Origin of the sequence: Corallococcus llansteffanensis, assembly GCF_003612055.1 — a bacterium.
Lineage (GTDB): Bacteria > Myxococcota > Myxococcia > Myxococcales > Myxococcaceae > Corallococcus > Corallococcus llansteffanensis.
In genome coordinates this window covers 1-14006 of record NZ_RAWB01000253.1, presented here as the reverse complement: position 1 = coordinate 14006, position 14006 = coordinate 1, and the positions used below count along the sequence as shown (strand labels likewise).

The 14006-nt window shown below is 70.1% G+C and carries 11 protein-coding genes and 1 pseudogene; 7 read left to right on the top strand and 5 right to left on the bottom strand.

The window, feature by feature from the left end:
- A pseudogene (locus tag D7V93_RS22915) lies at positions 1-437 on the top strand (STM4012 family radical SAM protein); the annotation flags it as partial.
- On the top strand, positions 434-1333 hold the full coding sequence (locus D7V93_RS22910) for an STM4011 family radical SAM protein (protein ID WP_120645437.1): 900 nt from the start codon (positions 434-436) through the stop codon (positions 1331-1333). The pseudogene D7V93_RS22915 and the gene D7V93_RS22910, both read left to right, overlap by 4 nt.
- On the opposite strand, the gene D7V93_RS22905 is transcribed toward D7V93_RS22910, so the two are convergent.
- The 3 genes from D7V93_RS22905 to D7V93_RS22895 form a co-directional block, all read right to left on the bottom strand.
- Positions 1300-2436, bottom strand: coding sequence for an STM4014 family protein (locus D7V93_RS22905; protein WP_120645436.1), 1137 nt, complete (start codon positions 2434-2436; stop codon positions 1300-1302). The two genes, D7V93_RS22910 and D7V93_RS22905, sit on opposite strands and share 34 nt — an antisense overlap.
- A 12-nt stretch (positions 2437-2448) precedes the next feature.
- On the bottom strand, positions 2449-3801 hold the full coding sequence (locus D7V93_RS22900) for a WGR domain-containing protein (protein ID WP_120645435.1): 1353 nt from the start codon (positions 3799-3801) through the stop codon (positions 2449-2451).
- A gap of 98 nt (positions 3802-3899) precedes the next feature.
- Positions 3900-5258 carry an OmpA family protein gene (locus D7V93_RS22895; protein WP_120645434.1) on the bottom strand — a complete coding sequence of 453 codons (1359 nt, stop codon included), beginning with the start codon at positions 5256-5258 and terminating at the stop codon, positions 3900-3902.
- Positions 5259-5440: 182 nt separating this feature from the next.
- Between D7V93_RS22895 and D7V93_RS45895 the strand changes: the two genes are divergently transcribed.
- From D7V93_RS45895 to D7V93_RS22880, 3 genes are all read left to right on the top strand, one after another.
- Positions 5441-6178, top strand: coding sequence for a biotin/lipoyl attachment domain-containing protein (locus D7V93_RS45895; RefSeq protein ID WP_167509488.1), 738 nt, complete (start codon positions 5441-5443; stop codon positions 6176-6178).
- 133 nt (positions 6179-6311) lie between these two features.
- Entirely contained in the window at positions 6312-6908 is a 597-nt protein-coding gene (locus tag D7V93_RS22885) for a hypothetical protein (protein WP_120645432.1), read from the top strand.
- A 34-nt stretch (positions 6909-6942) separates the two neighbouring features.
- Complete coding sequence (locus tag D7V93_RS22880) at positions 6943-7500, top strand: hypothetical protein (RefSeq protein ID WP_147451280.1); 558 nt, start codon at positions 6943-6945, stop codon at positions 7498-7500.
- Here D7V93_RS22880 and D7V93_RS22875 read toward each other — a convergent pair.
- Together D7V93_RS22875 and D7V93_RS22870 are read right to left on the bottom strand one after the other, a co-directional pair.
- The gene (locus D7V93_RS22875) at positions 7488-8984 is read right to left on the bottom strand and encodes a ribonuclease H-like domain-containing protein (RefSeq protein WP_244237452.1); all 1497 of its coding nucleotides are present in this window, start codon (positions 8982-8984) and stop codon (positions 7488-7490) included. The two genes, D7V93_RS22880 and D7V93_RS22875, sit on opposite strands and share 13 nt — an antisense overlap.
- A 235-nt stretch (positions 8985-9219) precedes the next feature.
- A complete protein-coding gene (locus D7V93_RS22870) occupies positions 9220-11640 on the bottom strand; it encodes a DEAD/DEAH box helicase (protein ID WP_208723114.1) in 2421 nt (806 codons plus the stop codon).
- A gap of 301 nt (positions 11641-11941) precedes the next feature.
- Here D7V93_RS22870 and D7V93_RS45100 point away from each other — a divergent pair, with 301 nt between their 5' ends.
- Both D7V93_RS45100 and D7V93_RS22855 read left to right on the top strand, forming a co-directional pair.
- Complete coding sequence (locus tag D7V93_RS45100; protein ID WP_158623826.1) at positions 11942-12703, top strand: hypothetical protein; 762 nt, start codon at positions 11942-11944, stop codon at positions 12701-12703.
- 53 nt (positions 12704-12756) lie between these two features.
- Positions 12757-14006: ArsB/NhaD family transporter (locus D7V93_RS22855; RefSeq protein WP_120645429.1), on the top strand; the 1250-nt coding region annotated here is incomplete at its 3' end.

Genomic DNA, 14006 nt, shown 5'->3' with positions numbered 1-14006 from the left:
GCTGCCAGGAGGACGGCATGGTGGGGCTGGGCGTGGGGGCGCGTTCGTATGCGGGGGACGTGCACTACTCGTCCGAGTACGCGGTCGCCTCGCGCGAGGTGCGCGGCATCATCCAGGCGTACAGCGAACGCGACGCGGCATCCTTCGGCGAGGTGCGCTACGGGTTCGTGCTGAACGCGGCCGAGCAGCGGCACCGGCACGTCGTGCTGTCGCTGTTGGCGGAAGGCGTGTGCCCGGTGCAGTACCGCCAGCGCTTCGGCACGGAGGCGCGCGCGGACTTCCCGATGCTCGCGGAGCTGGAGGCCCACGGGTTGGCGCGCGACGTGGACGGCGTGTTCCAGCTCACGGACGCGGGCGTGGAGCGCTCGGACCTCATCGGCCCGTGGTTGGACTCCGAGGCCGTGCGCGCACGGATGCGGGAGTACGCCTGGCGATGAAGCTCACCGTGCTCTACCGGGGCCCGCTGTCCGGCTGCAACTACGGCTGCGAGTACTGCCCCTTCGGCAAGTGGAAGCAGAGCGAGGAGGAGCTGACGAATGACCGCGCGGACCTGGAGCGGTTCCTCGCGTGGGTGGAGTCGCGCACGCAGGACACCGTGTCTGTCTTCTTCACGCCATGGGGCGAGGCGCTCATCTGGCCCTGGTACCAGCAGGCCCTGGCCCGGCTGACGCACCTGCCCCACGTGGAGCGCGCGGCGGTGCAGACGAACCTCTCCTGCCGGCTGGACTGGCTCACGGACTGCCGCACCGACAAGCTGGGCATCTGGGCCACGTACCACCCGGAGTGGATGAAGCGCTCGCGCTTCCTCGCGCAGTGCGAACGGCTGGCCGAGCACGGCGTGCGCCACAGCGCGGGCATGGTGGGCTTCCGCCGCTTCGCGGACGAGGCGGAGGCCCTGCGCCGCGAGCTGCCCCGGGACACGTACCTGTGGATCAACGCGGTGAAGGACGGCCTGGACGCGTACACGCCCGAGGACGTGGAGCGCTTCGCGCGCATTGATCCGCTCTTCCCGGTGAACAACACCCGCCACCCCAGCCTGGGCCGGGCGTGCCGCGCGGGCGAGTCGGTGCTGTCGGTGGACGGTGACGGCACCGCGTACCGGTGCCACTTCATCAAGGAACCGCTGGGCAACCTCTACGCCCCGGACTTCGAACAGGCGCTGAAGCCGCGCCCGTGTTCGAAGGACACGTGCGGGTGCCACATCGGCTACGTGCACCTGGAGTACCTGGAGCTGGACCGGGTGTTCGGCTCGGGGCTGCTGGAGCGCGTGCCGGCGACGCGACTGTGGGACGGCGGCGCTCAGCGCAGCGCTTCGCGGATCTCCCAGTCGTAGACGGACAGGCCGTCGCGCGTGAGGCCGGGGAGCAGGTCCCCGAAGGCGTTCGCCTCCAGCACGCGGTGGCCGTGGAAGAACTCCTCGAACATCAGGTCGATGCCCACGTGGAGGCAGTCGTGCGTGCGGGCCACGGCGCGGCAGCTCTCCAGCGCGGCCTCCAGCTCGCGCGGGGGCACCGCCGCATGGAACGCGTCCAGGTCACCGCGATAGCCGCCCAGGTGGAGGTTGGTGATGGGGTGGCGGCTCTGGCGCACCACGGTGAAGACGGGCTCGCCACGCACCGCGAGGATGCGGCAGTCGAACACGTCCCCGCCCAGCCGCGCCTTGGGCCGGGCCTGCTCCACCTGCGAGCCCTCGCGCAGGAGGAAGGACAGCACCGCGTCCACCTCCGCAGCGTCGGAGACGCGCCGCACCTTGAGGGAGTTGAACCAGCCGGTGGCGCCCCGATGGAGGCTGGTGAGGAGCGAGCCTTCCGAGCCTGGCGTGCGCCCCACGCGGTAGACGGCGAGGCACGACGCGGACGAGCCGCAGGACAGCTTCACGAACACCTCGCGCCAGCACGCCTCGCTCATCCCCTGGCGCAGGGCCTCCGGGGTGGTGATGTCATCGAGGTACGGCGGCACGGGGATGCCGAGGGCCGCATACCGGCGCGACGTGATGCGCTTGTCGAACAGGGACGCGATGGCCGAGGGCTGGGACAGCACGCGCCACCGGGGGCGTTGGGCGAAGCGTGCCGCCAGGTCCTCCAGGACGCGCAAGAAGCCCAGGTGGTGCTGCCGGGGGCACAGCACGCGGCCGTGCTCGGGAGGCAGGGCGTCCACCTGCTCTGGGGGCACGAGGTCACAGCCGTCGAAGAGCGCGTCCGCATGGCCGCGCTTCAGGAACGCGCGCTCCACCTCCGCGTCCTCCCCCGCCGCGTCGATGCGGACGCACCGCTCCGTGTCGGGGAGCTCCAGGAGCACGTCCGGCGCGCGGGCCACCGTCTCCCAGGACACGACGTGCGCGGGAGGAAGCCCCGCGCGGACCAGCGCCTCCTGGAAGAGCGTGACGCGCCGGTTGCCGGGGTTGCCGATGAGGAGGAACGGCGGCGCGGCGGACATGGGGGCTGGGAGCTATTCGCCCACGGCGGCGTAGCGGGAGTCCTCGTCGTAGGGCTCGCGCTGCTTGCCGCTCACGACCGACTGGGCAGCGGTCGCGACCAGCTTCTGCCCCTCCTTCGTGAGGAAGTTCTCGGAGACGTCCAGCGTCTTGAGGCGCCGGAAGACCGTCGGGTTCGTCGCCAGGATGTGGGCGCCCGCGTCGGTCATCGTGCCCATGGACAGGTCCAGCTCCTGGAGCTGCGCGAGCACCTTCGCCTTGGGCAGCACCTCGCACAGCGCATCGGTGAACTCCGCGTTGCGCAGGCCGAGCTTGCGGAGGTTCGGCACGCCCTCACCGTCGAGCAGCGGCTTGAGGTCCTTCACCCCGCCTTCCGCGCCGTAGTTGTCCGACCCGAACCAGATCTCCAGCGCCTCCAGCTTCGGCCACTTCGCCTTCACGATGGACTTCACCGCGCCCAGCGGCAGGCCGCCCGTCTCCACCGTGAAGGCGCGCAGCTCCGGCAGGTCGATCTTCCCCAGCTCGACCTTCCCGCCGCGCACGCGCAGCTCCCGCAGCTCCGGGAACACGCGGTAGAGGGGCTGGAGGTTGCCCACGTGCGTCCAGGAGATCTCCGTGTCGTCCGGGTACTCGAAGTCGCCGATGAACAAGTGGCGCAGCGCCTTGGACGGCTTCGCCTTCCCGAGCACTTCCAGCGTGTCTTCGTACTCGTTCTCGCCGTCGAAGCAGGCCATGCCGATGGTCAGGCTCCGCAGGAAGCACGCGGACGGGTGGGCCAGCAGCTTGCGGAGGAGGTCGGGGATGTCCTCGTCCGAGTCGAAGTCCACTTGCCCCAGGCGGGCCTCGCGGATGAAGCCCAGGTGCCACTCGAGCTTGAGCGTCTCCTCGGAGACCGCCTCTGCCAGGTCCTCGCCCAGCAGCTCACCCGCGTGTGCCTCGATGTACTTCGCGGCCTGCTTGCGCGCCTTGACGGACTCGGCCGCAGGCGCGTCCAGCGCGGCATGCTGGAGCAGGATGAGCTCCGCGCGCGGATCGCCTTCGCCCTTGAGCCACTCGGCGTAGGCGAGGTAGCCCTTCATGTCGTCGGGTGCGGCGAGGATGGCGGCTTCCAGGTCCGGATGGGACGCGGACTCAGCCTGGGCCTCGCCGTCCTCACCCTCTCCTTCGACGAGCGTGTAGCCCTTGCCTTCCTTCTCCTTCACGAGCGCGTCGTAGGCCTTCTTCGCCTCCGCTTTGGAGTCGAAGGTCTCGCTCTTCTCCTGGCCATCGGTGCCGATGCGGCCCCAGCGCTTGAAGAGCGTGGTGCCTTCCTGGCGGATCTCCCAGAACTTGCTGGAGCTGCCTTCCGTGAACTCGTACCGAGGCATGGCGCGTCTCTCCCGAGGCAGCGAAGCGAAACGCTCCGGACGGTAGAGGAGCCCCCCGACAAGCTCAAGCCGCCAGGCTCAAGCGCGAGGCCCGGGCCTCAGGGCCGCAGCAGCACCAGCTCCACGCGGCGGTTGAGCTCACGGCCGCGGGGGATGAGGTTGGGGGCCTTGGGGCTGCGGTCGCCCAGGCCCACGGCCTCCACGCGGGAGGGGGCCACGCCCGCGCGCACGAGCAGGTCGGCGACGGCGCGGGCCCGGGCATCGGAGAGGCCCTGGCGGGCGGGCGGCGGGACTTCGCGTCCGTCGGTGTGGCCCTCGATGCGCAGGCGGGCCTTGGGCTGACGCACGAGCAGGTCCACCAGCAGCTCCAGTCCCGCGAGCGTGGACTTGGTGGGCACGGGCTTCTTCTCGTCGAAGCTCAGCGGCTGGGGCAGCTCGATGTGGTCCTCCAGCACCTTCGCGGCCTGGGTGGCCTTGGGCGCGGGGACCAGGGCGAAGGCCAGCGAGGACTCGGCGCCCGCGGTCAGCTCCACCTGGCGCGTCTGGGCGAGGAACCCGTCGGCGATGAGGTCCACGGTGTACGCGCCCGCGGACAGCGGCACGTCCTGGGGCTTGCGGCCGGGCGCGCTGCGGACCACCAGCTTCACCGGCTCCCCCGTGCCGCGCACGAAGGCGGTGGCGGAGGTGGGCTTCTTCGACGTGACCTCGAGGCGCAGCCGGCCGGTGGCCACGGGCGTGCGCTCCACGGGAGGCGTCACGGAGACGACCGTCGTGGTGGGCTTCACGCCGGCGTCGGGCGTCGCGGTGGGCTGGACGACCTTCACCGGAGTGCCGGCATCCGGCGGCGACTTCACGGGCGAGCCGGCGTCCGGCGGGGACTTCGCGGGCGTGACGGCGACGACGGCGGGCTCGTCCTGCGGAGGCTGGATCATCTCCGCGGTGACGGCGTGGGTGAGCTTGAGCTTGAGGCGCGGATCCGGCGCGTTGGGGACGATGGCCGGGGACGCCTTCACATTGACGCGCAGCCCGCGCTGGGACTGGAAGCCGACGGACGCGGTGATCTTCCAGAGGAAGCCGTTGGTCTCGCTGAAGAGGCTCCAGGAGCCGTTGGTGTACGTGACGCGGGACACGAGGGTGTGGTCCCCCGGTTCGACCTTCATCACGGCGAGGCGGTGGAGGCCGGGCGTGTTCAGCTCTTCGAGCGACGGCACCGCGAGGGGCTGTCCGTCGAGGAGGAAGTCGGTCTCCACGAGGCGGTAGCCGTCCTCGGGCTTGAAGCCCTCGAAGAGCAGCTGCACTTCGGAGGGGGACTCGGGGACCATGGCGCGGAGCTGACGTTCCAGCTCGGCGCGCACCTGCTCCTCGCGCGTGGGTTCGGCCGCGAGCGCACCCGGGGCGAAGAGTCCCGCGAGGACCAGTGACGCGATTCTGAAGAAGGAGGAATCCACGAGGCGCACGCAGCATGGCACAAGGTGGCCTCCGGACGATGCAGGGATACAGCCCTGTAGAGGGTGCAGGCGGGCGCGACAGGCCTGCTCGGCGGCCCTTCTTGCCCGCTGTCTTGAGGGCTTCGCCGTGAATTCAACGTTCCGCCCCAACGCTGGCATGGGGGCGCCGGGTTGGATCATCCTCGGGGGGCATGGAGCCCAGGCCTGCCCCCACTCCGACGACGTCCTTCCTTTCACGCAAGGCGTGGGCCTGGAGCGTGATGGGGGCGGTGGTCACGCTGGTCGCCTTCACGGCGACGGTGCGCGTGGATCGCATGGCGAAGGGGCTGGCCCTGCTTGACCTGGGCGAGCGGGTCGATGTCCCAGTGCCCGTCGCGGGGCGCGTGGCGTCGATGGATGTGGGGAGGGAGCAGCAGGTCACGGCCGGACAGGTGGTGGCGCGGCTGGAGACGGCGGCGGGCGAGGTGGAGGTCAAGGCCCCCAGGGCGGCGACGGTGGAGATGGAGTTGGTGGCGCCGGGGGTTGAAATGAAGGCGGGCGAGTCCGTGATGGCGTTGCTGGACCCGGGCGTCGCGCGGGCATCCTTCACCGGGATCTTCCCAGGAAGGTTCCGCTCGGAGCTGGCGCCGGGGATGCCGATGGAGGTCCGACTGACGGACGATCCCTTCCCCATCGAGACGGTCATCGAGAAGGTGGAGGGGCCGGAGGCGTCGGCCCGGTACATGTGGGCGAGAAAGTACGTGAACCTGCCACTGTCGGAAGGAGAAGGGGTGGTGCTGGTGCGCGCGTCAGTGCCATTGCCCGCCTCCGAGCGGAGTGGGCAGGCGCGCATCGACAAGGATGCGAGGGGGAGCCATGCACTGGTGAAGTTGGGCACCCAGCGACTGCTCGTCTCATGGTTCCCAGGGCTGCGCCATGCGTTGCCGTGAGGGCGCCTGGCGGCCCAGCGCGGGCCATCTCGCGATTCTGGCGGCGCTGACCACTGGCTGTGCTTCCACGCAGCGCATCCCGGGCGTCGTCCAGGGAACCGAAGGCGCTCCCCTGAGGAGCATCCCAGGCCCCATGCCGGCCTTTGGCCCGTTCGACACGTTCTCGGATGCATTGCAGGCCGCGTGTCCACTCATCCTGGGCAAGCCACACGCCACAGCAGGCAGGGCGACCGAGCAGAACTTCCAGCTTCGCTGGAGACTCTCTCGCGAGTACTGCGCCTGGCTGTACTACACGCCGGACCGGAAGTTCGAAATGAGCATGCTCGCGGTCGGGCCACTGCATGACGAGTCACGCAAGCGCACCTGTGGCCTCCCCTCGACCGTGGATGACCCCCGGTACGCCCCCGGAAGCCTGGGCTACGTGTTCGTCCTGCACAACCATCCCTATGACAACGTGCTGTCGGATCTCGACATCCGGTTCATTGTCGCCATGGCGGTCGAGCATGGGGTGACCGTCAAGACACAGGGAGGCGTGGTTCCACTCTCCATCGTCGCCTTCTTCTCGCTCTCCAGTAGCTTGGAGAACCCTCCCTGTGATGGGTTCTTTCAGTACATCCCTGCAACGGGCGAGCTGTTGCGGTGGCTTCGAGACGACAACGACTGGGGACGTCAGGTCATCGGTCGGGTGGAGTGGCTGGACGACACGCGCTACCGGATCGTGCGCGAATAGAGGCGTGGGCCTTCGTCATGGAGAAGCTCGGTCGATGAAGCGATACGCGTCATTGCTGCTGGGGCTCGCCGCCATCGGGTGCACTCACGCCATCGTGGGCGCAGCCGTGCCCGTGGAGGATGATCGCTCGGTCCGCTTCCCCGAGTTCTTCGAGCAGGCACCGCTTCAGGTCGGGGACGCGGGGCAGCCGCTCTTGTTGGAAGGGGCCGTCCTCCGGGCCTTGACCCTGGCGGCCGACGACTTCCTCCCTGAAGGCCGGACCGGCCTGCCGTGCACTGAACGGCAAGCGTCACACGTGTTTCGGGTCATCCAACGCGAAGGGATCATCTTCGTCCGCATCGACGAGGATCCCGCCGCATGTGGACAGGAACATCCTGGACTCGACTCGGGGGCCCGATACGCCATCAGCCGCGATGGACGCATCCTCCGACGCGTCCTGGATGGGATGGAGCCATACACGGCCCCTGTCGATGCAGGTGCCTTCGAGAAGGCGGAGCTCGGCGTCTCTCCGTCGTTCGATCCACAACGCCCAGCCCCCCTGCCCTTCCTGGGGCCTTCCGATGCGGGAGCGCCTGACGCTCAGACGCCCTGACGCGACAGCCTGCGCTCGAGTCGCTCCAGTCGGAGCTGATGGTCCGCGGGCAGCTCCACCGGCGCGGCCAGCCGTGCGTGGTGCAGGGCCCGCGGCAGGTCCTTCAGGGAGTGCTCGTAGAGCTTCGTCAGTGACAGGTGGAGCATCGCGCCCTGGCCGGGCCGCGCGTACGTGAGTGCCCGTTGCAGGTGCGCCACCGCCGTCTCACCGTCTCCGGCCCTCCGCGCGAGCCGTGAGGCCAGCACCAGCGCCTCCATGCCTACCGTGCCTCCTCCCTCCGCAGCGGCCTTCGCGAAGGACAGGGCCCTTTCCGCGTCACCTGCCCGCTCCGCCACCAGCGCGAAGCCGAGCAGGTCCCTCGGGTCCTGCCGCTCCGTCGTCCCGTCCGCCCGGAAGCGGCGCACCAGGTCGCCCAGCAGCGCCGCGAGGAGCAACAGGTCGTTCGCGTTGTGCTCCAGCACCGGCACCAGCTCCGAACCGTCCGTGCCTCGCAGGAAGCGGAAGTACAGCTCCGGGATGAGCGACCCGTCCACGTCCCCCATCCGGTGGTGCCCCAGCACCTGCCCCTCCAGGTGCACCAGCCTCGCGCCCTCGCCCCGGTGCTTGAACACGCGCCGCGCGCAGTGCAGCAGGTCCAGGTGCGGCAGCTCCGGCGGCACCGGCACCCGGTTCAGCACGAAGCGCGTGCGCAGCAACGGCCAGTCGAAGCTCTTGCCGTTGAACGTCACCAGACACGAGGACGACGCCATGCGTTCGGCCAGCAGGCGCAGCATCGGCGCCTCTTCGCCCATCCGCCTCAGGAAGAGCTGCTGCACGCGCAGGGCACGGCCCTCGAACCACGCCAGCCCCACCAGGAACGGCACCGTGCCCGTGCCTCCCGCGAGCCCCGTCGTCTCCGTGTCCAGCATCAACATCCGCGTGAAGTCCACCGACTCCAGCTCCGGATGCAGCGCGAGGCTCGCCACCAGCCGCGACTCCACGTCGAGCGCCGCCGCCACCGGCGCCGTGCCGTGGTGATGCTCCGGCGGGTAGAGCTGATCCGCCACGTGCACCGTGCCGAACGGCGTCGCCCGCGCCTCCACCGGCAGTGCCCGGGGTGCGGGAACAGGGTCCACCGCACGCCGCGCGGAAGCCGTGCCCTGGCGCTCCGCCCAGAACGACAGCATCTGGCGCAGCGACGCCACCCGGGGATCCACCGGGCCGTCCGCGACGCCCGCTTTCTTGGCAGCGAACCGTCGCCGCGCTTCCTCGCGCAGGTCCACGAGGCCGGAGGCATCCGCCCTCTCTCCGGCAGCTCGCGCCACCGCATCGGCGGACGCCAGCGCGTGAACCCCATCGAGGGAAGGCTCCGGCTCGCCGTCCATCGAGAGGCGCTTGCGGAGCGCCTCCACCAGCACCTCTGCGATGGTGGTCGTTCCCGCTTCCTCCACCGCGGGGACTGCCGCCAACGCCTCGTCCCGGCTCCGCGCCTCCGCGACCGCCACGGCAGAGCTTCCTGCCGAAACCTCATTCCGGCTCCGCGCCTCCGCGACCGCCTGGCGCAACGCGGCCCGTGCACCCTCCCCGGCCGCCACAGGTGTCCCGGGCGGTATGTCCACCGTCAGGGGGCCACCCTCCACCACGGTGTTCACCGTGGCCGCGGGGGCACGCGAGCCGCCCGGGCCCGCGCTGGTGAGTCGCGACAGTTTGCGCTTCAGGTCCATGCGCCGTCCGTGCTCCTCACTGCACCCCGGCGACGCCGAGCGCCGCCAGCAGGTCCAGCGCCAGCTTCTTGCGCGGATGCGTCCCCACCGGCGCGCTCCCCGGCTGTCCACCCGCCGCCGGCCCGATGCACGCCGGGCACCCGTCCTCGCACGGACACGACTCCAACAGCTTGCGCCCGCGCAGCAGCAGCTCCTCGCGCTGATCGTACAGCCGCGCCGCCAGCCCCACGCCGCCGGGCACGTTGTCGTAGAGGAACAGCGTCGGCTCGAAGCCCACCCCACCCTCCTTGCGCGGCGGACCGTCCGGCTCGTCCCGGCTGCCGAGCGTCCGGCCCAAGTCTCTCGGGTCGCTCATCAACCCCACGCACGCGACCGTCCGCAGCGCCGTGCCCAATCCGCGCAACGCGTCGATGACCGCGGGCCTTGGCGCCTCCATCGAGCGCACCACCGACTCCGGCACCGTCAGCCACAGCGCCGACGTGTGCATCTGCATCTCCGGCAGCCGCACGTCGCCGTAACCCACGTTCTCGTGCGTGTGGTACTTGATCTTCTTGTAGCCCACGACCTTCTCGATGACGGACACCTCGCCCAGCCCCGCGTGCAGCGTCGGGCCCAGCGGCGCGCCCTGGTCCTCCTGAATCACGCTCACACGCACGTTCGTCATCGCGTCGGTGAAGTAGTCCGGCGCCACCTTGCGCACGAACGCCTTGTGGTTCTCCAGGTCCAACAGCTCCACCTGGTACTGCTCTGAATCGTGCTGGTAGATGGCCTGCTCGTGCAGCTGCGTGTGCGCGGACCGGAAGTCCATCTCCGCCAGCGTCCGGTCACTGCCCCGCTCGATGACGACCACGTTGTCCCAGCCCACGCTGCGCAGCGACACGTGGTGCGCCGGGTACGCGTCCGACGACCAGTGGAACATCCGCCGCCCGCCCTCCGCCTGCTGCGACGGGTGCACCACCTGGTGCTGCGTGAGGAAGTCCAGCGCCTCCGTGGTGTTCTCCACCGGCACGTCGCCGAAGGCATCCCCCTCCTCGAAGGGCAGCTCGAACGCCGCGCACTTCAGGTGCTGCACCAATATCTCCACGTTGTCCGGATCAATGCGCGCGTGCTCCACCGGCGCCCCCGTGAGCGCCTTCGGATCCGCCGCGAAGTACTGATCCAACGGCGCGCTGGAGGTGACGAGCAGCGCCAGGCTCCCCATGCCCCGGCGCCCCGCCCGGCCGAAGCGCTGCGACAGCGCCGCCACGGAGCCCGGGTAGCCCGCGCACACCACCGCGTCCAGCGAGCCGATGTCGATGCCCAGCTCCAGCGCGTTGGTGGCCACCACGCAGCGCACCTCGCCCGCGCGCATCGCGGCCTCGGTGGCGCGCCGGGTGCCCGGCAGGTAGCCGCCCCGGTAGCCCTGGATGAGCGACGGATCCAGCTTCTCCTCCACGAACCGGTCGCGCAGGTACTTGAGCATCACCTCCACGTTGTTGCGCGACTGTCCGAACAGCAGCGTGGACACCCCCGCGCGCACCAGGTCCGCGGTGAGCCGCACCGCGCTCTTCAAGTAGCTGGCGCGGATGCCCAGCTCCGCGTTCACCACCGGCGGGTTGTAGACCATCACCCGCCGCTCGCCGGACGGCGCCCCGCTCTCCGACACCAGCGCCACCTCGCGCCCCAGCATCCGCTCCGCGTGCGCCTTCGGGTTGCCGATGGTCGCCGACGCCAGGATGAACGTGGGGGACGCCCCGTGGAAGCGCGCCACCCGCTGCAACCGGCGCAGCACGTTGGCCAGGTGCGAACCGAAGACGCCCCGGTACGTGTGCAGCTCGTCAATCACCACGTAGCGCAGGTTCGCGAACAGCCGCGCCCAGTTCGCGTGGTGCGGCAGGATGCCCGTGTGCAGCATGTCCGGGTTGGTGAGCACCACGCCCGCGCGCTCACGGGCCGCCCGGCGCGCATCCCCCGGAGTGTCACCGTCGAAGGTGATGGCGCCGTGCCCCAGCCCCGCCTCGCGCATGAAGGCCCGCAGCGACTCTTCCTGGTCGCGCGACAGCGCCTTCGTGGGGAACAGGTAGAGCGCCCGCGCGTCCGGCTCGGTCGCGAAGCGATGGAGCAGCGGCAGGTTGTAGCAGAGGCTCTTGCCCGAGGCCGTGGGCGTGGCGATGACCAGGCTCTCCCCGTCCCGCGCCCGCTCGAAGGCCTCCGCCTGATGGGAGAAGAGTTGCTCCACGCCCCGCTTGCGCAGCGCCTCACGCACCTGCGGCGCCAGGTCCTCCGGCAGCGGCGCGAAGCTGCCCGTGCGCGCGGGCGTGACGGCGTCATGGACGATGTTCGGCCACACCTGCCGGTCCTTGCGCCACCCGTCCAGCACGGCGTCCAGCCCGCGAGCCCCCGACCACGGTGAGCGACGGGGGCCGGAGAAAGCCTCGGTTTCCTTCTCGGGCTTCATAGGGCCGGGCACTGTACAGACGTGTACCGGGAAGGACAACGCGCGTCACGTCCCCTGCCGCACCGCGCCTGACGCGCGATGACTGACCGTCCCCGCTACAGCCGGGCGCCTCCGCGTGGCCTTTTCCGTTACACGCCCGGTATCGCACCCATGTGTGCCCGGGCGGAGCTTCATTGGCATTCCGAATGCACTGCTTATTCGGGCCTTCCTGCTCCCGGTCGACGCGCTCCCGCGTTCCCCCCCGTGGTGCAGGCCTGGCGGATGGAACATGAAGAACTTCGGCCTCCGGATGTCGGCTCTCATGTTGGCGCTCGCAGCCCAGAGCGCGGCGGCGTACGACAAGAACGTCGACCTGAAGAACACGGGCACCACCACCGCCTACGACGTCGCGGTCGTCCTCAATGGCACCGAGACCGTCACCGCCACCTTCGACGGCTACACCTACGGCCCCCTCATCGGTCACTTCACGCAGAGGACCGTCACCCCGCTGGCCTCCGGGGACACCGTCATCCACTGGATGAACATCGACGGGATCGACGCGCCCATCCCGCCGGGCAAGACCATCCACGTGGGCTGGAGCACGTCCGATTGCACCAGCCAGGTCAAGGACATGTACTGGACCACCAAGGCCCACGGCCGGCTGCGCAACAGCGTCATCCTCGACGTGCGGAACAACCTCACGTACACGACGGGCGGCTTCCCGATCATCGACCTGACCAACGTGCTGGAGGCCCAGGTGAACATCCGGATCCGGGACGTGCGCTTCGTCGTGGTGGACAGCCCGCTGCCGCTGGAGGCCCTGTCCACGATGAACGACAAGCTGATGGCGCAGCTTCGGCCGGTGAGCGAAGGCAGCTTCGTCCTCTCCCCGGGCAAGAGCGCCCGCTTCGAGATCCCGGTGGCGGTGAAGGAGGGCCAGTCCCTCCTCACCGTCTACACGACGAGCCCTGACGAGGCGCAGGGTGCGGTGAGCTCGCTCCAGAGCGCCGAGGCCACGCACTTCATGCAGCGCCCGGTCGTCGGAGGCGGCGGCGGCTGCGGCGGCCAGATTCCCAACCAGTAACGGAGTTCCAGCACTCGACTTGCATCACGGGCGCGGCCTAGTGTGCCGCGCCCGTGGCACTCGGAATCTTCCTCTTCACGTACATCTTCATCGCCGGGGCGCGGCTGCCCTTCCTCAAGCTGGACCGTCCCGGAGGCGCGCTGCTGGGCGCCACGCTGATGGTCGTCGCGGGCGTCGTCACCCCCGCGGAGGTCTTCGGTCACAGCGCGGACCGGAGCCAGCAGGCCATCGACATGGACACGCTCGTCCTGCTGCTCGGGATGATGCTGCTGGCCGCGTACCTGTCGCAGGCGAAGTTCTTCCGCGCCACCGGGGCCAGGGCCCTGCGAGTGGCCCACACGCCCCGGCTGCTGCTGGTGGCCGTCACCTTCGTCAGCGCCCTGCTGTCCGCCTTCCTCGTCAACGACACCGTGTGCCTCTTCCTTACGCCGCTCGTGCTCGTGGTGGTGGAGGACGCGCGCCTGCCGCCCGTGCCGTACCTGCTCGCGGTGTGCATGGGCAGCAACAGCGGCTCCGTGGCGACGTTCACCGGCAACCCGCAGAACATGCTGATCCAGGGCGCGTCCGGCCTGGGCTACGCGCGGTTCGCCGCGTACATGGCGCTGCCCGCGCTGCTGTCCACCGCCATCGTGGCCATCTCGCTCCTGTACCTGTTCCGCAAGCAATTGCCGTCCACGCGCTTCACCGCGCACCCGCCTCCTATCGACGTGGACCGCAAGCTGCTCACGCTGTCGCTCGGGGTCCTGCTGGGCGTGGTGGTGGCGTTCTTCGCGGGCCTGCCCATGAGCTGGAGCGCGCTCGCGGGCGGGGTGCTGGTGATGTCGCTGTCCGGGCACGACTCGCGCGAGGCGCTGGAGCGCGTGGACTGGGTGCTGCTGCTGTTCTTCGCCAGCCTCTTCGTCGTGGTGCACGGGGTGCACAAGGCGGGCTGGGCGGAGGAGATGCGCCAGCTGTTCTCTCCGCTGATGGCCGGGCCGCCGTGGCGCGAGACGCTGGGCTTCGCGTTCCTCACGCTCGTGGCCTCCAACCTCTTCAGCAACGTGCCCTTCGTGATGCTGGCCCGCGCGTGGGTGCCGGCCATGCAGGAGCCGGAGCTCGCGTGGCACGTGCTGGCGCTGGGCTCCACGCTCGCGGGCAACCTCACGCTGGTGGGCAGCGTGGCCAACCTCATCGTCTTCGAGGCCGCGCGCGGCAAGACGCGCATGGGCTTCATGGACTACTTGCGCGTCGGTGTCCCCGTCACGCTGATCAGCTTCGCGGTGGGGCTGGGCGTGCTCCTCGCCGAGCACTCGCTCTTCCCGTA